This is a genomic window from Sphingomonas agri (assembly GCF_038148795.1).
Taxonomy (GTDB): Bacteria; Pseudomonadota; Alphaproteobacteria; order Sphingomonadales; family Sphingomonadaceae; genus Sphingomicrobium; species Sphingomicrobium agri.
In genome coordinates this window covers 1-19,368 of sequence record NZ_JBAPEU010000003.1, presented here as the reverse complement: position 1 = coordinate 19,368, position 19,368 = coordinate 1, and the positions used below count along the sequence as shown (strand labels likewise).

The following is a 19,368-nucleotide window of genomic DNA, read 5'->3' as shown; positions in this document are numbered from 1 at the left end:
GGAGCTTTCATCAGATCCTCAGGCAGCGCGCCGGCGCTCCTGGAGGATGCGGCCGTCGAGCATGTTGACGACGCGGCTCGCAAAATCGGCGTGCGCCGGCGAGTGTGTCACCATGACGATGGTCGAACCTTCCTGGTTGAGCTGGCGGAGCATCCGCATGACTTCTTCGCCGTGAGCGGTATCGAGGTTGCCCGTCGGCTCGTCGGCAAGGATCAGCTTGGGCTCGCCAACGAGGGCCCGTGCAACAGCAACGCGCTGCTGCTGGCCGCCCGAAAGCTGGGTCGGGCGATGCTTGGCGCGGTGGGCGATTCCGACCTTGTCGAGCACCTTCTCGACGCGCTGCTTGCGCTCCGAGGCGGGGAAGTTGTGATAGAGCAGGGCAAGCTCGACATTCTCGCGCACGGTCAGCTCGTCGACCAGGTTGAAGCTCTGGAAAATGAAGCCGATGTTACTCTTACGGGTGTCGGCGAGCTGGGACTCGTTCAGCCCCGCGACCTCGTGACCGTTGAAGACGTAGGAACCTGCACTCGGGCTATCGAGCATTCCCATGACGTTGAGCAAGGTCGACTTGCCGCAGCCCGAAGGGCCCATGATCGCGACGAACTCGCCGTCCGCAATGTCGAGGTCGACGCTGTCGAGTGCGGTCGTTTCGACCGTGTCGGTGCGATAGGTCTTGGTGAGGCCAGTCATGGTCAGCACGAGAGGGTTTCCTTTCTTATTCGCCGGAACTGAAGGTGAGGTGGTCCTTGTCGACCAGCCCGCTGTAAGATGAAGTGATCACGCGCTCCCCGGGCGAGAGGCCGCCGAGCACTTCGATGAAATCGGCGTTGCGCCGGCCAAGCTGCACCTGGCGCTTGCTCGCGCCGCGGCCGCCCCTGTCGACGACGAACACCCAGTTGCCGCCGGTGTCGTTGAAGAAGGCGCCGTTCGGGATCAGCACCGCCTTCGAGGAATCTCCGAGCGTCAGCTTGGTCTGGACGGTCTGGCCGCGCTGCACCGATGAGGGCGCAGGGCCGTCGAACACGAGATCGATCTGGAACTGGCCGTTGCGCACCTGCGGATAGACCTTGGCAACTTTGAGCCGGTAGGTCTTGCCGTCGAGATCAGCGGTAGCCGTCTGCCCCACGCGTACGCGCCCCAGATAGAATTCGTCGACGTCGGCCTGGAGCTTGTTGCCGCCCGCGCTGTCGATCTGGCCGATGCGTTCGCCCTGCTGGAGCGACTGGCCGAGCTGGATGTCGAAGCCGCTGAGCTCGCCCGTCACCGGCGCACGGATGCTGAGCTGGCCAAGATTGTTGCGGGCAATGCCCATGCTCGAATTGAGCGAGCCTGCAGCAACGCGCAACTGGGACAACTGGCTGGACTGCAATTGCTCGGTCTGGGCGATGCTCTGTTTGAGGATCTGCAGTCGCTTGGACTGGTATTCCATGTCGTCTTTGGTGTCGTTGTAGGTCTTCATCGACACGAACCCGCGCTCGGCGAGCGGCTTGTAGAGATCATACTGGCGCCGTGCCTTAGCGAGATCGGTTTCGGCCTGGTTGAGGTCGCGAAGGTTGCCGTTGCGGGTCTGCGTCAGCGCCAGCTCCTGGCTTCGCATATTGTTGAGCTGCTGTTCGACCTCGGCCTGCTTCTCGAGCGTCGAAAGCTGGAGCTCTGCGTTCGAGAGCACTGCGAGAAGCTGCCCTTGCGTAACATGAGCACCGTCTTCGACGAGCTTCTGGTCCACTCGCCCGCCCTCGACCGCGTCGAGGTAAACGGTGACGAGCGGAGTGACCCGCCCGCGCAAGGGGAGGAAATCGTCGAAGGTTCCGGACGCAATCGTCGAAACCGTCAGCCGGTCCTGCGCCACGCTGACCGAGTCAGAGCGGGGCGCGAACAGCCAGAAGAAAGCGATGAGGATGAGCGCCGCGCCGGCAGCACCGGCTATGATGATCCGGCGGTCGAGGCGCTTGCGCACGACGACACGGTCCATCGCGCCGCCGCTCACTGCTTCGGACCGGTTGGCCTGGCGCAGTTCCACGAGGCTCACTGTCCACCTTCGGTCAGCGGATGTCCGGAACCGGACAGATCGAAACACTCGTCGGCAGCGATTTGCTCTGGGGAGCGCGAATGAGAAGCAGTCGTCATGCCCCAATCTTTGCAAGTGCCGTGCCAAACGCCCATCGGTTCGCTGCGACCTCTTTCGCGCGGTGGTAGGAACGGGCGCGCCTTCACCGGTCTTTTGGTGATTTAACAGAATAAGACACTGTTCATTTCCGAACAGTGGCGCTACAGAAGTAGCGTGCAACCGCCCTTCAGCCTTGCGGTCGTCGTCGACGACGACCCCGACATCGCGCTCGCAGCGCGCCTGGCGCTGCGTGATCTGTTCGAGCGGGTGGAGACGGTGGACTCACCAGCGGAACTCCTGCCGCTGCTCGACAGGGAAAGCCCGGAGGCCATCCTGCTCGACCTGAATTTCGAACGTGGAGCAACCGATGGACGCGAGGGCCTGAGCTTCCTTTCCCAAATCATGAAGCGCGATCCCGACTCGGCAGTGGTCATCATCACGGCGCATGGTGCGGTCTCGATCGCTGTTGAAGCGATCAAGGCCGGCGCAAGCGATTTCGTTGCAAAGCCCTGGAGCAACGAGCGCCTCGCAGCGACCGTGAGGAGCGCCGCGGCGCTTCGCCGTAGCCGGATCGATGCAAGGACCGAGCGCGGGCGCGCGTCGGAACTGGCGCCATCGGGAGAAACACCTCTTCTTGGAAAGTCGCCTGCGATGGAGCGCGTGCGGATCCTTATCGAGCGCGCCGCACCGACAGAGGCAAATGTCCTGATCCTTGGAGAAAACGGAACGGGCAAGGAAATCGTCGCGCGCGAAATCCACCGATTGTCACGCCGCAGCGGGCATCCATTGGTATCAGTCGATCTCGGCGCGACGAGCGAAACCCTGTTCGAATCCGAGCTTTTCGGCCATGTGAAGGGCGCGTTCACGGGCGCCGACTGCGACCGGATGGGCCGCCTCAAGGCCGCTGACCATAGCACGCTGTTTCTCGACGAAATCGGCAACCTGCCGCTCCATCTTCAGCCAAAGCTGCTGACTGCGCTCGAGCAGCGCGAAGTGGTCCCGGTCGGCTCGAACAAGCCGATCCCGATCGATGTTCGCGTCGTTGCCGCGACGAACCTTGCTGCCGACAAGCTTAGCGACGAGAAGCGTTTCCGTCAGGACCTGCTTTTCCGACTGAACACGATCGAGATCGAGCTGCCGCCGCTGCGCGAGCGGCGTGAGGACGTTCCCGTCCTGCTCGACCATTATCTTGGCCTTTATGCGCGCAAGTACGACAAGCCGCAGCGAGAACTCCCGCCCAACGTCCTCGATCTGCTTTCCCGCCACGACTGGCCCGGCAACGTGCGCGCGCTTCGTCATGCCGCGGAGCGCGCCGTAATCCTTGCCGAAGGCGATCGATACCGGGTTGAAGACTTCCCGCTGCCGCAGCGCTCAGAGGCCGCGTCGATGGCGGTCGTGGGGGACAGCCTCAACCTCGACCAGCTCGAGAAACAGATGATCGAGCGGGCCCTGCGCATGCACCACTTCAACGTGTCGCTTGCGGCTTCAGAGCTTGGCCTTTCGAGGGGAGCGCTATACCGCCGCATGGAGAAACATGGACTTTAGGCGCAAGTTCGAGTTCGGACTCGCCTGGCGGACGCTGCTTCTCATTGCCGCGGTCCTCCTGATCGCCAAAGCCGCGACAACGCCAGGAATTCGCGCCGGCATCGTCGTCGCCGCTATCGTCGGCATTCTTGCTCTTGCAAGTCTTTGGAATTTCATTCGCCGCACGAACTTCCTCGTTTCGCGCTTCATCGAAAGCGTCCGCTTCGAAGATTATTCGCAACGCTTTTCAGATCCCTCCGGCGGCGGCTTCGATGTCCTCGGCCAAGCGCTGGATCAGGCGCTGAAGAGCCTCCAGAAGAGGCACACCCAGGAAACTGCGGAGGCGCGCTATCTTGCGGCCATTGTGGACGATGCGCCAAGCGCTCTTCTCACGATCGACCATGATGGCCGTATCGAGCTTCTGAACAAGGCTGCGCGCCAGCTGCTCGGCCAGCTGCCGCTGCAGCGCCTCGAACATCTTGAGGCGCTTGGTCCAGAGCTTGCGACCGCCGTGCGGCTGCCGCCTGGCACGCGAAAGATCACTCGTCTCATCCTCGAAGGGGTCCCGCAAAAGGCGATCTTTGCGTCCGCGCAGGTCGCGCGTCTCGACCAGCCAGTCACTGTCCTCTCGATCCTTCCAGTCCAGAGCGAGCTCGGCGCTCTTGAAGTTGCCGCGCAGGCAGACCTTGTCCGGGTTCTCACCCACGAGATCATGAACTCGCTGACGCCGGTGACATCGCTTGCCAGGACCGGCGCCGAGCTCGTTGCGGTCGCGGCAAAGCGCGACCCTGCGCTTGCCGATGCGAAACAGGCCACCGATACCGTTGCGCGGCGCGCCGAAGGGATCCTCCGCTTCGTCGAGAGCTACCGGGAATTTGCGCAGGCACCCGACATTCACCGCCGCCAGTTCAAGGCAGCGCCATGGGCCGAGGAGATCATGCGTCTCGCGCTTGCCAACGCATCGGACCGGAAGATCGACGCCCGCCTGGAAGTGGAGCCGCAGACCATGAGCGTCACTGCCGACCCCGAGCTCCTCGCCCAGGCGCTGCTCAACCTCCTGCGCAACTCGATACGCGCGGTCGCCGACCTTGATCATGGAATCGTCGTGCTCCAGGTCGCACGCGAGCCTGGAGGGCACTTCCGCATCGAGGTGCGCGACAACGGCGTGGGAATCCCCGAAGATCGCCGCGAGGACATTTTCTTACCCTTTTACACGACGCACAAAGGCGGCAGCGGAGTGGGCCTCAGTTTCGCTCGACAGGTTGCCTTGGCTCACGGAGGCTCCATATGCGCGCTTGAGGCGCCCGAAGGGGGCGCCAATTTGCGCATGGTGATCTGACAAGTGACGGGGAAGACTCCTCCCAAGTCGTCGTTGAGGACGGTACGGCTGATGTTGTGGGCACTCGTTGGGCTCGCGGCCATTGGTACGGCAGCACTCTTCCTCGTGCCGCGGGAGCAGGCACACGAACGCGGGGCCTCGGCCGGCCCCGTCCAGACGAGGTTCGGAGGACCGTTCACACTCATTGGGGGCAATGGCAAACCGTTTTCCAGCCAGGCCCTGGCGGGGAAGCCCTACGCCATCTACTTCGGCTTCACGCGCTGCGGCGACGTTTGTCCGACGACGCTGTCGCGGCTCGTAAAGCTGAGACGGGAGGCAGCAAACGATCAGGCGATGCACATCGTCTTCGTGACCATCGATCCTGCAAATGACGGACCAAGGGAGGTCGGACAATATGCAGGCCTCTTCAACGCGCCCATCATCGGCCTCACGGGGTCAAAAGCGCAGATCGAGGCGGTGAAGAAGCAATATGGGATCTATGCAGAACCCGTTCCCAATGCCCCGATGGGCAAGCAAATGGAGCATACGGCAACGGTGCTGCTGTTCGACCGAGGCGGAAATTTCGCGGGCGCGATCTCACCTGACATGAACGATGGTGACGCGCTCGAGAAGATGAGGAAGCTTGTCGCTTGAACCATCAAAACCAGGTCCCTGCATTGCCGCTCGAGCGGGAATGACAAGCCACCGGCCTGACCCCAGGATCCTCGCTCTTGGACCCGACTTCTACGATCCCGTCGAACCTGCCCGATTTCCAAGCTGCATCCCGCGCTTTCTCAACCATCGGTGGGCGCTGCGGATCGGGCTCGAGCTCGACGAGCAGGGCTGGTCGAACCATTTCTGCCGGTTCGAGCCGCTCCCCGGGAATATCGGAAAGCCGCTTGCCCAGCGGTATCACGGCCATCAGTTCCGGGTGTACAATCCGGAAATCGGCGATGGCCGCGGCTTCACATTCGCGCAGCTGCGGGACGACCGTGGCCGCCTCCTCGAACTCGGCACCAAGGGTTCGGGCGAGACTCCCTACAGTCGCCACGCGGACGGCCGTCTGACGCTAAAAGGCGGTGTGCGCGAAGTTCTCGCGAGCGAAATGCTCGAAGCCCTGGGTGTGAACACGTCGAAGAGCTTCGCGCTTTTCGAGACGGGGGAAGCCCTGGAGCGGGGCGACGAGCCCTCGCCTACGCGTTCCGCGGTCCTCACCCGCCTCAGCCGCGGGCATGTCCGCATCGGCACCTTTCAGCGGTTTGCCTTCTTCGGCGAGGTCGACAACCTCAGGAAGCTGACGCGCTATTGCCTCGAAAGCCTCTTTGGGGAGGACAGTTCGGGTGATGACCCGACGGATGCGCTCAGACTGTTCGACCTTGCATGCGATGCGACCGCAAGGCTCGCCGCCTCCTACCTTGCCGCCGGTTTCGTCCACGGAGTGTTGAACAGCGACAATATCAACGTCACCGGCGAGAGCTTCGATTACGGTCCCTGGCGCTTCACGCCTTATTGGGAGCCCGAATTCACGGCCGCTTATTTCGATCATTACGGCCTGTACGCGTTCGGCCGGCAGCCCGAAGCCATTCATTGGGACCTTGCGCAACTTGCGGGCGCGCTCTCGCTCAACGCCGAGAGTTCGGCCCTGTCGGCACGCCTTTCGGGCTGGAGCCAGCAATTCGAGGAGGCAATGATCGGCGCGATGGTGCGGCGTCTGGGGCTTGCTTCTGGAGACAATGACCGCGTCCTCACTGCCGCCCTGATCCGCGCCCTTGCAACGAGGGCGCAGCCAATCGACCGGGTCTTCTTCGACTGGCGCGGGGGCCGTGACCCGGGAGCGAAGCTTTATCCCGAGGCCCCTTTCCGCGAGCTCGCGGTGCTCCTCGAGGGGCGCGCGCAAACGAGGTGCCATCCTTACTGGTCTGATCCTGAGCCCTGCTCGATGCATATCGAAGAGGTCGAAACCATCTGGTCCGCCATTGCCGAGGGGGACGACTGGCAGCCGTTCGACAACAAGGTTAAGGCCATCCGGCGCATGGGCGAGGCAATGGAACAGGATGCATCCGAAAGCTGAGGACAGTTCAGATGTCGTGCAGCGCTGGGACGCGGGCTCCACTCTGCTTTCGGCCAATCCGGCGACGGGGGATCAGATCTGGTCCGGCACGATCGGGGACGTGGCCAAGGAAGTTGCGGCGGCACGTGCCGCCTGGCCGGCGTGGGCCGCGCACTCTCACGCTTACCGCATCGAGGCCCTGCGCCGCTTCGCCAATGTCGTGCGCAAGCGCGAAACCGAATTTTCAGAACTGATCGCGCGGGAAACCGGCAAACCGCTTTGGGAAAGCCGGACCGAGGTCGGAGCGGTCGTCAACAAGGTAGATATCTCTATCGAGGCCTATGCCGAGCGGACGCCCCAGCGGCGGATGGAGGCCGCGCTCGGCAACAAGATCGCCGTGCGCCACAAACCGCACGGCGTACTCGGGGTTCTTGGTCCTTATAATTTTCCGGCTCACCTCCCGAACGGACACATCGTGCCGGCGCTCATTGCCGGCAATGCGATCGTCTTCAAGCCGTCGGAAAAGACGCCGGCTGTCGGCGAGATGCTGGTCAGCTGCTTCCACGAGGCCGGAATTCCCGAAGGCGTCGTTCGCCTGCTGATCGGCGGCCCCGAACAAGGTCGCTCCCTTGCCGGACAGTCCGGCCTCGACGGCCTGCTGTTCACGGGGTCGGCCCGAGCCGGAATGGCGCTCCACAAGCAGTTTGCCGAAACTCCGCACAAGATCCTCGCGCTCGAGCTCGGCGGCAACAACCCGCTGGTCGTCTGGAACGCCAAGGATATCGAATCCGCCGCGATCATGGTCGTTCAGTCGGCCTATCTCTCGGCGGGCCAGCGCTGCACTGCTGCGCGACGGCTGATCCTCGAAGACGGTCACCACGAGCCCCTCATCAAGGCGGTCAAGAGCCTCGCCGACCGGATGATCGTGGGCGAGCCATTTGCCGATCCGCAGCCCTTCATGGGGCCCGTCATCGACAATGCCGCTGCCGACCACGTCCAGGAACTCTGGCTCAACCTCATGATGAAGGGGGGAAAGCCCCTTTGCCGCCTCGACCGCCCAGACAAGGACCGGCCTTTTCTCACGCCCGCCCTGATTGATGTTACCGAACTCAAGGACCGGCCCGACGAGGAAATTTTCGGGCCGGTGCTCCAGGTCATCAGGGTCAAGGATTTCGATGCCGCGATCGAGGAGGCAAACAATACAAGCTATGGTCTTGCGGCCAGCCTCATCGGCGGCAGCCCGGAGATGTACGACAAGTTCTGGGCAAATGTCCGGGCCGGCGTCATCAACTGGAACAAGCCTACCAACGGGGCCCCTTCCAACGCGCCCTTCGGCGGCATCGGGCTCTCCGGCAACCACCGGCCCAGTGCATTCTACGCGGCGGATTATTGCGCCTACCCCGTGACTAGCAGCGAATCCGACCGGCCCCGCGCGGCGATCGGCCAAGGCCTGCGCGACCCCAACATGCAGGAAGATTGAGCAGGCCGCGCGCGCGTCGGCCAAAGTAGCTTGGATCGGTTTTGCAAGTCCCGGCGTTCAGGGCAGTGTGACAAAACAAAAATGGATCGGCACGGCCCTTGGCCTTGCCCTGTTGAGCGTCGCTTTGCCCTCCTGTTCGAAGGGGGGCAGTTCGTCAGGCCAGCAACAATCGGGTTCGGCTGAGCCGGACACACCCCAACTCCAGTGGAACAAGAAGGTCGAGCAGCAGCTCGTCGGCGCAATCGCCAATGCGCCGGCGAATGGCCTCAAGCCCGAGCTGTTTCTGAAAGGCGACCTGCCCAGGGACGACAACGAGCGCTTCACGGTGCTGACCCGGGCAGCGCTCGGATATGCTCAGGCACTCGCCCATGGATACCTGGATCCGACCAAACTCGAGAAGGATTACACGATCCCGCACCCGAGCGCGGACGTGAGGCAGGGCCTGGCCCAGGCCATCCAGAACGGCAATGTCGACCAGTGGCTCGCTTCGCTTCCGCCCCAGACCGATGAATATCGAGCGCTGAGCCAGGAGCACCTCACTTATCTCAAGATGGCCCAGGGAGCGGATTTCCAGCCCGTCGCTGACGGAGACCCCATCAAGGCGGGAAGCCGCGATCCGCGGGTGCCGGCCGTCGCCGCAGCGCTTCGCGCAGTGAATTATTTCCCGCCTGCCCAGGCGAACTCGGCGCCTCCCACCCGCTACAGCGGCGCACTGGTCGCAGCGGTGAAGAAGCTGCAGACCGACTTCGGCATCAAGGCCGACGGGATCATCGGCGACACGACGCTCGATGCGCTGAACCTCGGGCCGGGCGGCCGCGCACGCATGCTTGCGATCGCGATGGAACGCCTGCGCTGGCTTGAGCGCGACCCGCCCAAGACCCGCATCGACGTCAACACCGCCGCCACGTTCATGGATTACTGGCGCGACGGCCAGCACCTTGATCATCGCAATGTCGTCGCCGGCGAGCCCGACAAGCAAACCCCGCAGATCCAGGCACCGATCGTCCAGCTGGTGGCCAACCCCAAGTGGCGGGTCCCGGACTCAATCGCTCAGAAGGAGCTTGCGACCAAGGATCAGGCCTGGCTGCAGGAGAATGAGTTCACGGTCGAAAAGGGGCAATACGTCCAGCAATCGGGCGACAAGAACTCGCTCGGGCTCACCAAGTTCGACATGGACGATCCCCAGCAGATCTACCTTCACGATACTCCCGCAAAGGCATTGTTCGCGCTTCCCGAGCGCCATCGGAGCCACGGCTGCGTGCGTGTCGAGAACGCGACCGAATTCGCGCAGATGCTCGCTCAGCAGGACGGAGTGCTCGACAAATATGAAGAGGCGATGGCGAGCGGCGATGAAACTTACATCAAGCTGAAAACACGCATCCCTGTGCGCCTGCTTTACCAGACCGCCTTCTGGGACGGCTCGCGCGTGCAATTCCGTCCGGATGTTTACGGCTGGGATCAGGATGTCGCCCGCGCGCTGGGCTTCGTTCGAGGTCTGGCTGCGCGGCCGATCCAACCGGGCCCGGACATCGGCCCATAAAAGCTGAGGGCGCCGGACCAGGCCGGCGCCCTCACCCCCTCCCCACGCGGCACCCGGCCGCGCATCATCCGATCAGTTGCGCATCTCGGGCATATAGCCCTCGTCCACGATGTCGCTGAACTTTGTGATCCGGCTGTCGAACTTGACCCTGACCTTGCCGGTCGAGCCGTGGCGCTGCTTGGCGACGATTATTTCGGCAAGCCCGTAGACCCGAGCCATTTCCTCGCGCCACTTGTCGATCTCCGGATGATCGTCAGCGGGCTGGCGAGCGGCAAGATAATAATCCTCCCGATAGATGAAGAGGACGATGTCGGCGTCCTGCTCGATCGAGCCCGATTCACGAAGGTCGGAGAGCTGCGGCCTCTTGTCCTCTCGCTGCTCGACGGCGCGGCTGAGCTGCGAGAGCGCGATCACCGGTACGTCGAGCTCCTTGGCAAGCTGCTTCAGACCCCGGCTGATCTCCGAGATTTCCTGCACTCGATTATCTCCAGCGCTCCCCTTCCCGGTTCCCTGGAGCAGCTGGAGATAATCGACGATGACCATGCCGATGCCCTTCTGGCGCTTGAGGCGCCGGGCCCGAGCACGAAGTGCGGCAATGGTCAGTCCCGGCGTGTCATCGATGTAGAGCGGAAGGCTCTGCAATTCGGCAGCCGCCCGGGCGAGCGAACGAAATTCCTGCTGGCTGATCCGGCCCATGCGCAGATTCTCGGAACTGATGCCCGACTGCTCGGCAAGGATACGCGTTGCGAGCTGGTCGGCGGACATTTCGAGGCTGAACAGCGCGACCGGCGTTCCGGCCGACTTCGCCGTCTCGATCCCGTCTTCCTGGTCCTGCTGGAGCCGCTTGGAAGCGCTGAACGCGATGTTGGTCGCAAGCGAGCTCTTGCCCATGCCTGGGCGCCCCGCGACGATCACGAGGTCGGACTTGTGGAGGCCGCCGATCTTGCTGTTGAGACTGTCGAGACCGGTCGTGAATCCCGACAGGTGGCCACCGCTGTTGAGCGCTTTTTCGGCAAGCTGCAGCGCTTCCTTCGTCGCCTCGCCGAAGCTCTTCGCCTTGCCTTCGGCGCCGCCCTCCTCGGCAACCTTGTACAGTTCGGTTTCGGCGCGCTCGATCTGAGCAAGGGGGGCAACATCCTCACTCGTATCGAGCGCGCCCTCCACGAGCTCGCGGCCCACGCCGACGAGGGCGCGGAGCAGTGCGAGATCGTAGATCTGTGAAGCAAAGTCCCGGGCGCCGATCACCGCGGCACCGGAGCCCGTCAGCTGGGCAAGGTAAGCGGGGCCTCCGACCTCCTTCATTCCTTCGTCCGCATCGAAGAGCGGCTTCAACGTCACCGGGTTGGCGATTCGGTTGCTGTCGGTAAGCTTCAGGATCGCATCATAGATCCGTGCGTGAAGCGGCTCGAAGAAGTGATGGGCCCGCAGTTTCAGCTGGACGTCCTCGACCAGCCGGTTGTCGACCATCAATGCTCCGAGGAGCGCGGCTTCCGCCTCGACGTTCTGCGGAAGAATTGGAGTTCCGACTTCTGACGCAGACTCGGCTATTCGGATAACTTCGGCCATGACGAGGCTCCTACGCTCGTGCGGCCCCACATCAAGCGCGACAAAGTAGCACGGTTGTGGATAGCTTGTGCACGAATCGACGGTGAGTTCGAAGGAAATGCCGGAAACGCTAAACGGCGCTCATCCACAGAAATAATCAGTACCAATTTGAAGGCTTCAACTCGCCCCGTTACGCAATCCGCATGGCGATTTTGTCAGACCGCTGGATTCGCGAGCAAGCGCAGTCTCACCGCATGATCGAGCCGTTCGTGGAAGCTCAGCGCCGGGAAGGCTGCATAAGCTATGGCCTTTCATCCTACGGCTATGACGCAAGGGTCGCCGACGAGTTCAAGATTTTCACCAATGTCGACAATGCGCTTGTCGATCCAAAGGACTTCGCGGTGAACAGCTTCGTCGATCGCAAGACCGACGTGTGCATCATCCCTCCAAACAGCTTTGCGCTTGCCCGCACCGTGGAATATTTTCGGGTACCCCGCGACGTGCTGGTGATCTGCCTTGGCAAGTCGACCTACGCGCGCTGCGGCATCATCGTGAACGTCACTCCCCTCGAACCCGGCTGGGAAGGCCATGTGACGCTCGAATTCTCGAACACGACGCCGCTTCCGGCAAAGGTCTATGCCAACGAAGGCGCGTGCCAGTTCCTGTTCCTCCAGGGCAACGAGCCGTGCGAGGTCAGCTACGCCGACCGCGCGGGCAAATATATGGGGCAGAAGGGCGTCACTCTTCCAAAGCTCTGAGAGATAATTCGTCGGCGGCGGATTGCCTCCCGCCATTCATCCCCGCAAATGGCGAAGGCGTGACCCTCGAAGAAATCCAGCAGCTGGACAGGAACGATCCGATCGCTTTTGCCCGGAACCGGTTCCGATTGCCGGGCGGCGTCATCTACCTCGACGGTAATTCCCTTGGAGCGCTGCCTGCAGCGGCGCCAGGAGCACTCGCGGCGACGGCCGAGCGCCAGTGGGGCGAAGACCTCATCGCCAGCTGGAACAGGCATGGCTGGATCGACTGGCCGACCCGGATAGCGGCAAGGCTGGCGCCGCTCGTCGGCGCCAAGCCGACCGAGCTCCTCATCGGCGATTCCACCAGCGTCTGTCTGTTCAAGCTTCTTGCGGCGGCGGCCCGCAATAACGCCAAACGCAGGAAAATCCTGACGCAGCGGCGGAATTTCCCGACAGACCTCTATGTCGCCCAGGGCGTTGCCGGAATGATGGGCCTGGAGCTTGTTGCCGCCGAGCCCAATGAAATCATGGGCGCGATCGACGGCGACACCGCGGTCGTTACCCTCACCCATGTCGATTACCGCTCAGCCTCCTTCTACGACATGCAAGCGATCAACGAGGCGGCCCGCGCGGTGGACGCGCTCGTCGTCTGGGACCTTTCGCACAGCGCCGGAGCCGTCGAACTGGATCTTGCGGGAACCGGATCGCAGCTCGCTCTTGGCTGCGGCTACAAATATCTGAATGGCGGTCCGGGGGCTCCTGCCTTCCTCTATGTTGCCGAGGATTTGCAGGAGCAGCTTCATAATCCTCTCCAGGGCTGGATGGGCCATTCAGAACCCTTTTCATTCGTCGACAATTACAGGCCGGCCGAAGGGATCCTCCGCTTCCTCACGGGTACGCCATCGATCCTGGCCATGGCCGCGCTCAATGCGGGTATTGCGACCTTCGAGGGCATCGAAATGGCGGACGTCGCCGCCAAATCGCGTTCCCTTTCCCAGCTGTTCATCGGGGAAGTCGAGGCCCGCTGCAAAGAACGGGTCCGGCTCGCCTCGCCAAGAGACCCGGCAAAGCGCGGCAGTCACGTCGTCTTCGCGCACGATGAAGGCTATGCCGTGATGCAGGCGCTGATCGCGCGCGGCGTCATCGGCGACTTTCGTGCGCCGGACCTCATGCGCTTCGGGTTCGCCCCGCTCTACAATAGCCACGCAGAAATGGTGCGTGCGGCCGAGATCCTCGCCGACGTGCTTGAAAGCGGCGAGTGGGAGAACGCCCGTTTCAAAACGCGCTCCAAGGTCACCTAATTCGGCGTAGCCTTCTCGCTCCGACGAGGCCCTTTTTCAAAGCCTAGCGGATCGGCTCGTTCCGCATCCTCATCGAATCGATACTCCAAGCGCCAGCGCCGGCGGCCGCGAGATAAAGGAAGATAAAGCAGAACAGGATTGCAGCTTCGCCCTTGTTCACCGCGGGCCAGAAACCCTGGGGAAAGTGTGACATGAAATAGCCGATGGCCATTTCGCCGGACGCAATGAATGCCGCGATGCGGGTGAAGAGACCAAGGGTGACGAGGACACCGACCACAAGTTCTATGACGCCGGCCGCGACCAGCAGCGGCGGCAGGGGGTGCACTGGAAAGGGCGCGGGGAAGGCCAAGAATTTCTGCGTGGCGTGCTCAAGGAAGAGCAGCCCCGCGAAGATGCGCAGAAGAGCAAGCAGCTGCGGCTGCCAGCGCGAAAGCCACGGCAATTCCATAATGATCCTCCCGCTTGTTGGTGGAAGCTAGCTAAACGCTTGGTTCACGCCCTCCCAGAGGGATCATGCATGTTCCCGCTGGCTCTGCGCCGCGTGCGCCGCGTCTTCCGCAAGCAGCTGCCGAGAACGGTGGATCATCTCAACCCAGTCGTGGAAGGCATGGGCAAGCGTCGTGACGAGCTGTTTGAGCGGCCCTTCCCTGAGGCAGCCCGTCTCGTCGAAGCTGTCGTCCGTGACGTGGCCGAGATAGGCCTCCGGCTGCTGCATCACCGGCATGTTCAGGAATACGCACGCCTGGCGGATCTGGTGGTTGGCGCCAAAGCCGCCAATGCTCCCGGGAGAGGCAGTCACGATGGCCGCCGGCTTCTTGTCGAACACGCTCTGCCCATAGGGGCGCGAGCCGACGTCAATCGCGTTCTTGAGAACTCCGGGAATGCCGCGATTATATTCGGGACTGCAGAAAAGAACGCCGTCGGCTTTCCCGACCTGGTCGCGAAATCGCCGCCACTGCTCCGGCGGATTTGGATCGAGGTCCTGGTTGTAGAGCGGGAGGTCGCCGATCTCGATCATCGAACAATCGAGGTTGTCACCTCTCAAGCCACAGATCGAGCGCGCGACCTTGCGATTGATACTGCCTTCTCGAAGGCTGCCGACGATAATTGCGATCTTATAAGCCATGGGCGCACCTCATCTTCCGGTGCCGTCCCAATACGCCTGGCGCTGGAAAGTTGCGACCGGGCCGGCGCCGGCAGGTGCCGGCGTCCCCCCGTCTCTATTGCTCGAGTTCGGCCTCGAGCTGCTTCCATTCCCGCTCAGTGAGGCAGGCGCGGTTGGGCAGGCGCGAACCCGTAGAGGGGAGCTGCTTGCAGATCTTCCGCTCCACGGGAGCCTGGACGGTCTTCCCGCCGCCCGACAGGGTCACGGCCTGCTGCGCGTCCGACGGCCCGATTTCATTGGCAAGGGGCGCCGGCGCCGAGGCTGCAGGGGCAGCGGCGCCAAGCAAGGCAATACATGGCAGGAGGATAAGCTTACCCATGGTTCGTCTCCCTTTTTGGTAAAACGAAGCTACATGTGTAGCGCGCTCCAGAACCATCCGCCCGCTGTCGACCTGCAGAAATGGGAAAGACTTTCCGTCGAAGCGATTTCGACGAACGCCGTTTGTCGATGAACCCCAGATAAACGGCGTTCTTTAGCGGCGCCGACTCGAATGACGGATGTTGGAAGGACGACCGCGGGGCCTCCGCACGCGATCTCGCCGAACCGGCGGGGCGCCGCCGCCATAACCGCCTTCCGGAAGCTCGAAACGAAGCGATCCCGACACGGGGTTCGCATCGGCCAGTCTCAGCGTCAGCCGCTGGCCAATGCGATAGGTATCTCCGCTTTCCTCGCCCACGAGAGCCCGCGCAGCCTCGTCGTATCTGAAATATTCCCGCCCCAAGTCCTTTGCGAAAATCAGTCCATCGCCGCCCAGGTCCTCGATACTCGCGAAAAATCCGAACGGCTGCACGCCGGTGATCCTGCACGGCACGAGCTGTCCCACCTGATCTGCAAGAAATGCCGCAACGTAGCGGTCGATGGTCTCCCGCTCAGCCTCCATGGCTCGCCGCTCGAGCATGGAGATCTGTTCCCCGATCTGCTCGAAACGCTCCTCTTCACCGACCGGAAGCCCACCCTCTCCCAGCCTGTAGGCCTTCACCAGCGCCCGGTGGACGAGGAGGTCGGCGTAGCGGCGGATCGGAGAGGTGAAATGCGCATAGGTTGCAAGGGCAAGGCCGAAATGGCCCAGACGCTCGGGTCCGTAGCGCGCCTGCATCTGCGTTCGCAGGAGCTGCTCCATGATTTCCTCGCGCCCGTCCTTCTCACCCGTTCGCTCGATGATCCGGTTGAACGTGCCGGGCCTCACCACCTGGCCGAGTGTGAACTCAATTCCAAAGGTCGACAGATAGTCCTTGAGGGCGACCAGCTTTTCGCGGCTCGGCGGTTCGTGGACACGATACATGACCGGCATCTTCTTGGCTTCGAGCGCTCTTGCGGCTGCGACATTGGCCGCGATCATGAAATCTTCAACGAGCCTGTGGGCATCGAGCCGGTCGCGCGGGCCAATCGAGCTGATGCGGCCTTTCTCGTCGAGCATCACCCGTCGTTCTGGAAGATCGAGCTCCAGCGGATCACGTTTCTGCCGCGCCTGGAACAGCGCCCGCCAGCAGGCCCACAGCGGCTTTAACGCCTTGTCGACCAACTCACGGGGAACTGCACCTTCGACGGGCGGCATGAAGCAGACGGGCGAGGAAAGCTCGACATGCTCCTCCTCGGCCGCATCGATTGCGGACTGTGCATCCTCATAGGCTATGTTGGCGGCGATCCGGACCCTGGCGCGAGAAAAGCGCCAGCTCCTGAGATTGCCCAGGCGGTCGATCTTGAGATGGCAGGCCATTGCCGCGCGGTCCTCGCCCTCCGTGAGCGAACAGATGCCCGCCGACAGTTCCTCGGGAAGCATCGGGACCACGCGGTCCGGGAAATAGACGCTATTGCCCCTCGCCCGGGCCTCGCGGTCGAGCTCCGAGCCGGGCCGCACGTAAAAGCTCACGTCCGCGATGGCGACGATCGCGTTCCAGCCGCCCTCCCCGTCTGCCTCCGCCCAGATCGCATCGTCATGGTCGCGCGCGTCCTCAGGGTCGATGGCGACGATCGGGAGATGAGTGAGGTCCTCGCGCTGCCCAAGCACCTGCAACGAGGCCTGGTGAGCCTCGGCGATCGCCTCCCTTGAGAATTCGTGACGAAGCCCGTGCTTGTGGATGGCGATGAGGCTGAAACTCTTGGGAGCAAAAGGATCGCCAAGAACAGCATCGACGCGAGCGCTTACCCGGGGCGGACGACCGCTCACTTCGCAGAGCACCAGGTCGCCGGCCTCGGCATCCTTCAAGTCCGCGATTGCGAACTCGCGGCGCTCCCGCTTGTCGACCGGCGACAGCCAGAACCGCTCGCCGTCGCGCCGGACGACCCCAAGGACAAGCTCGGCGGCGCGCGCGAGCTTCTTCATCGGGTGGGCGATGAAGCCCCGGGCCGTCTCCTCTGTCCGAACCAGCACGCGGTCTCCGATCCCGAGCGCGGTCCGTCGTCCGCGCTCGACGATCCGCAGTCGCGGAGGTGCCGTTTCGGCATGCCATTGCTCCGGGATTGCCCACAGGGCTCCCCCGTCGTCGACCGATTGCACGCGAACCACGGTCACCTTTGGAACGCCGCCACTCTGGTGGAAGGCACGCCCGGGCGAGCTGTCGATCAAGCCCTCGTCCGCCATGTCCTTGAGGAGGCGCTTCAGATCGATCTTGGTCTGCCCGGACAGGCCGAACGCGCGCGCGATTTCGCGCTTCCCGGCGGGCTGGTCCGAGGAAGCGATGAAATCGAGTATCTGCTTGCGGCTGGGGAGGCCGGCTGAGCGCTTTCGGGGCATTGCGCCGGCCTAAACGCGCTTATCGCAGCTGGCTATCCTTGCTGCCCCTGCGATTGATGGTCGAATGAACCACGCGCTTGTCGCGATCCGCCTGGCAGGCAATGCAGGTGCGGACGCCAGGAAGGGCCTCGCGCCTTTTGCTGGGGATCGGCTCGCCGCAGTCATCGCATTCCTCGGCACTATCGCCGCTGGGAGTCAGCGCGCGCGCCCGCAGCACGGCATCCTTCACCGTATCTTCGATCTGGTCCTGAACCGCGCCGTCGCGCGTCCATCCGCCGGCCATTTCTTCACTCCTTGCCGCAATCACACGGGGGAAGCCCGCGTCAGGGCTTCTTCTGAGGAGCAATATAGGGATGGAAGGCACCGCCCGGTACCGCCGATGCGGCCGGACTTGGAAAGCCGTCCCTGCTGACCGAGGAGACCCCGAAGACCCAGTCGTCGACCCGGATGTGCGGCAGGACGATCTTGCACGTGGCGGCGCACCTGTTCGCAGGAAGAGCGCGCGAAACCTCCCAGTTGTTTGCGTCGGTCCGGCGCCAGCGGACCTCATAGCTCGAGGCGCCCTCGACGGGGGCCCAGCTAAGCGTCGTATCGGTGCTGACCGCGCCCTCGACCTTGGGCTCGGGTGGGGGCGGCGCGCTCGCGATCGCGGCGAGCGCCGCGATGTTCAGCCTGGTCATCTTGGCGAGGTAGGCAAAATCGACATGGTCGATCGTGTCACCGTAGCGGACGCCGTTCTCGGTCCTTAGGTCCTGGTGCTGCCAGTTGTAGTTCTCAACGGCAACGGTGATCCGGGCGGCTGGAAACCCCTGCTGCAGGAAGGGAATGTGGTCACCGCCGCGGCTGAAGCGGTCGGTCCGCCAGATCTGGCGCACGTCGAGCCCGAACTTCATCCGGTCGGCAAGGCTGTCAAGGAAGCGCGAGATATTGCGCGAGGGTGCATCGTTCTCGCCGCCGAGGCTGTGCGTTGCGGCCATGAGCTCGGCCTGGCCCTGCGAGCGGGGCCCTTCCGAGAGAACCCGTGCGTGGGTCGCGTCGCATACGCCGTCCGAGGAACAGCTGTTGCCGATGATGTCGTTGTTGAGGACGGCGACGACATTCCAGCCTTGCTGCTTTGCGTAGGCGGCGAGGACCTTCCCGCCATAGAGCCCCTGTTCCTCGCCCATGAGCGTCGCGTAGACGATGGTTCCGGGAAACTTGTGCTTGCTCAGGACCCTTGCCGCCTCGAGGACGGCCGCCGTCCCCGACCCGTCGTCGTTGGCCCCGGGCGCATCGGACGTTGCGTTCATGGGATCGCTGACGCGGCTGTCCATGTGACCCTGGACGATCACCACGTCATTGGGCCGCTCGGAGCCGCGCTGGATCGCGATGACGTCGGTGATCCTGGTTGGAGCGGGTAGCCTGTCGCCGCTGAACGTGTCGCTTGCGCGCGTTACCGACAGGCAATCGCCGCAGGCCGCGGAGTAGCGGCCGAATTCGGCTTCCGCCCACCTGAGCGCCGCCCCGATGCCCCGCTTGGGATCGGTTTGCGAGGAAAGGGTGTGCCGGGTCCCGAAACCGACGAGAGTTTCGATCGTGTGCCGCTGCTCGGCCTGGCTCACGGGCGCAGCGATCGCGCGGAGCCTCGCGTCGGGCGAATTCACCGGCGCCGCACCGATCAGGGCGAGGCTGCTCAAGACCAACAGTTTACGCATCCCGACTCTCCCTCTCCTCGTCTCGGGCAACTGGCATTTGCATCGTGCGGGGTCTAGTGGCGCGGCATTCACCAGAGACTCCACGAGGACGCGTATCCATGCTTCGCAGCATCGACCATTTCATCGGCGGTTCCAGCTTCGCTTCGGGGGAGCGGCAGGGGGACGTTTAT

The 19,368-nt window shown here is 63.3% G+C and carries 17 protein-coding genes; 8 read left to right on the top strand and 9 right to left on the bottom strand.

The features are described 5' to 3' along the window. Positions 1–18 precede the first annotated feature (18 nt). The gene (locus V8192_RS12110; protein WP_373276365.1) at positions 19–690 is read right to left on the bottom strand and encodes an ABC transporter ATP-binding protein; all 672 of its coding nucleotides are present in this window, start codon (positions 688–690) and stop codon (positions 19–21) included. 25 nt (positions 691–715) lie between these two features. Further along, positions 716–2,029 carry an efflux RND transporter periplasmic adaptor subunit gene (locus V8192_RS12105; RefSeq protein WP_341633360.1) on the bottom strand — a complete coding sequence of 438 codons (1,314 nt, stop codon included), beginning with the start codon at positions 2,027–2,029 and terminating at the stop codon, positions 716–718. 252 nt (positions 2,030–2,281) lie between these two features. Here V8192_RS12105 and V8192_RS12100 point away from each other — a divergent pair, with 252 nt between their 5' ends. The 6 genes from V8192_RS12100 to V8192_RS12075 all read left to right on the top strand — a co-directional run bounded on the left by V8192_RS12100 (position 2,282) and on the right by V8192_RS12075 (position 10,019). Then, complete coding sequence (locus V8192_RS12100) at positions 2,282–3,652, top strand: sigma-54-dependent transcriptional regulator (RefSeq protein WP_341633359.1); 1,371 nt, start codon at positions 2,282–2,284, stop codon at positions 3,650–3,652. Beyond that, positions 3,642–4,970, top strand: a complete 1,329-nt coding sequence (locus V8192_RS12095; RefSeq protein ID WP_341633358.1) for a sensor histidine kinase — start codon at positions 3,642–3,644, stop codon at positions 4,968–4,970. The genes V8192_RS12100 and V8192_RS12095 overlap by 11 nt, the downstream gene beginning before the upstream one ends. A 3-nt stretch (positions 4,971–4,973) precedes the next feature. Then, positions 4,974–5,603: an SCO family protein gene (locus tag V8192_RS12090; RefSeq protein ID WP_341633357.1), complete on the top strand. Its 630-nt coding sequence runs from the start codon at positions 4,974–4,976 to the stop codon at positions 5,601–5,603. 40 nt (positions 5,604–5,643) lie between these two features. Continuing rightward, positions 5,644–7,020 (top strand): protein adenylyltransferase SelO family protein, encoded by a 1,377-nt coding sequence (locus tag V8192_RS12085; protein WP_341633356.1) that lies wholly within the window; start codon positions 5,644–5,646, stop codon positions 7,018–7,020. Further along, a complete protein-coding gene (gene astD, locus V8192_RS12080; protein WP_341633355.1) occupies positions 7,004–8,479 on the top strand; it encodes a succinylglutamate-semialdehyde dehydrogenase in 1,476 nt (491 codons plus the stop codon). Before V8192_RS12085 ends, astD begins: the two co-directional genes overlap by 17 nt. A 67-nt stretch (positions 8,480–8,546) precedes the next feature. Then, positions 8,547–10,019: a L,D-transpeptidase family protein gene (locus V8192_RS12075; protein ID WP_341633354.1), complete on the top strand. Its 1,473-nt coding sequence runs from the start codon at positions 8,547–8,549 to the stop codon at positions 10,017–10,019. A gap of 72 nt (positions 10,020–10,091) precedes the next feature. Here V8192_RS12075 and V8192_RS12070 read toward each other — a convergent pair whose 3' ends face one another. Then, entirely contained in the window at positions 10,092–11,585 is a 1,494-nt protein-coding gene (locus tag V8192_RS12070; RefSeq protein WP_341633353.1) for a replicative DNA helicase, read from the bottom strand. A gap of 182 nt (positions 11,586–11,767) precedes the next feature. Here V8192_RS12070 and dcd point away from each other — a divergent pair, with 182 nt between their 5' ends. Both dcd and kynU read left to right on the top strand, forming a co-directional pair. Beyond that, entirely contained in the window at positions 11,768–12,322 is a 555-nt protein-coding gene (dcd, locus tag V8192_RS12065; protein ID WP_341633352.1) for a dCTP deaminase, read from the top strand. 59 nt (positions 12,323–12,381) lie between these two features. After that, positions 12,382–13,605, top strand: coding sequence for a kynureninase (gene kynU / locus V8192_RS12060; protein ID WP_341633351.1), 1,224 nt, complete (start codon positions 12,382–12,384; stop codon positions 13,603–13,605). 43 nt (positions 13,606–13,648) lie between these two features. Here kynU and V8192_RS12055 read toward each other — a convergent pair whose 3' ends face one another. The 6 genes from V8192_RS12055 to V8192_RS12030 all read right to left on the bottom strand — a co-directional run bounded on the left by V8192_RS12055 (position 13,649) and on the right by V8192_RS12030 (position 19,198). After that, positions 13,649–14,053 (bottom strand): DoxX family protein, encoded by a 405-nt coding sequence (locus V8192_RS12055; protein WP_341633350.1) that lies wholly within the window; start codon positions 14,051–14,053, stop codon positions 13,649–13,651. A gap of 63 nt (positions 14,054–14,116) precedes the next feature. Next, on the bottom strand, positions 14,117–14,731 hold the full coding sequence (locus V8192_RS12050) for an NADPH-dependent FMN reductase (protein WP_341633349.1): 615 nt from the start codon (positions 14,729–14,731) through the stop codon (positions 14,117–14,119). Between the two features lie 94 nt (positions 14,732–14,825). After that, positions 14,826–15,089: a hypothetical protein gene (locus tag V8192_RS12045; RefSeq protein WP_341633348.1), complete on the bottom strand. Its 264-nt coding sequence runs from the start codon at positions 15,087–15,089 to the stop codon at positions 14,826–14,828. 153 nt (positions 15,090–15,242) lie between these two features. Beyond that, entirely contained in the window at positions 15,243–17,504 is a 2,262-nt protein-coding gene (rnr, locus tag V8192_RS12040; protein ID WP_341633347.1) for a ribonuclease R, read from the bottom strand. Between the two features lie 19 nt (positions 17,505–17,523). Continuing rightward, complete coding sequence (locus V8192_RS12035) at positions 17,524–17,787, bottom strand: DksA/TraR family C4-type zinc finger protein (protein WP_341633346.1); 264 nt, start codon at positions 17,785–17,787, stop codon at positions 17,524–17,526. 40 nt (positions 17,788–17,827) lie between these two features. After that, positions 17,828–19,198 (bottom strand): M20/M25/M40 family metallo-hydrolase, encoded by a 1,371-nt coding sequence (locus tag V8192_RS12030; RefSeq protein WP_341633345.1) that lies wholly within the window; start codon positions 19,196–19,198, stop codon positions 17,828–17,830. Positions 19,199–19,368 lie beyond the last annotated feature (170 nt).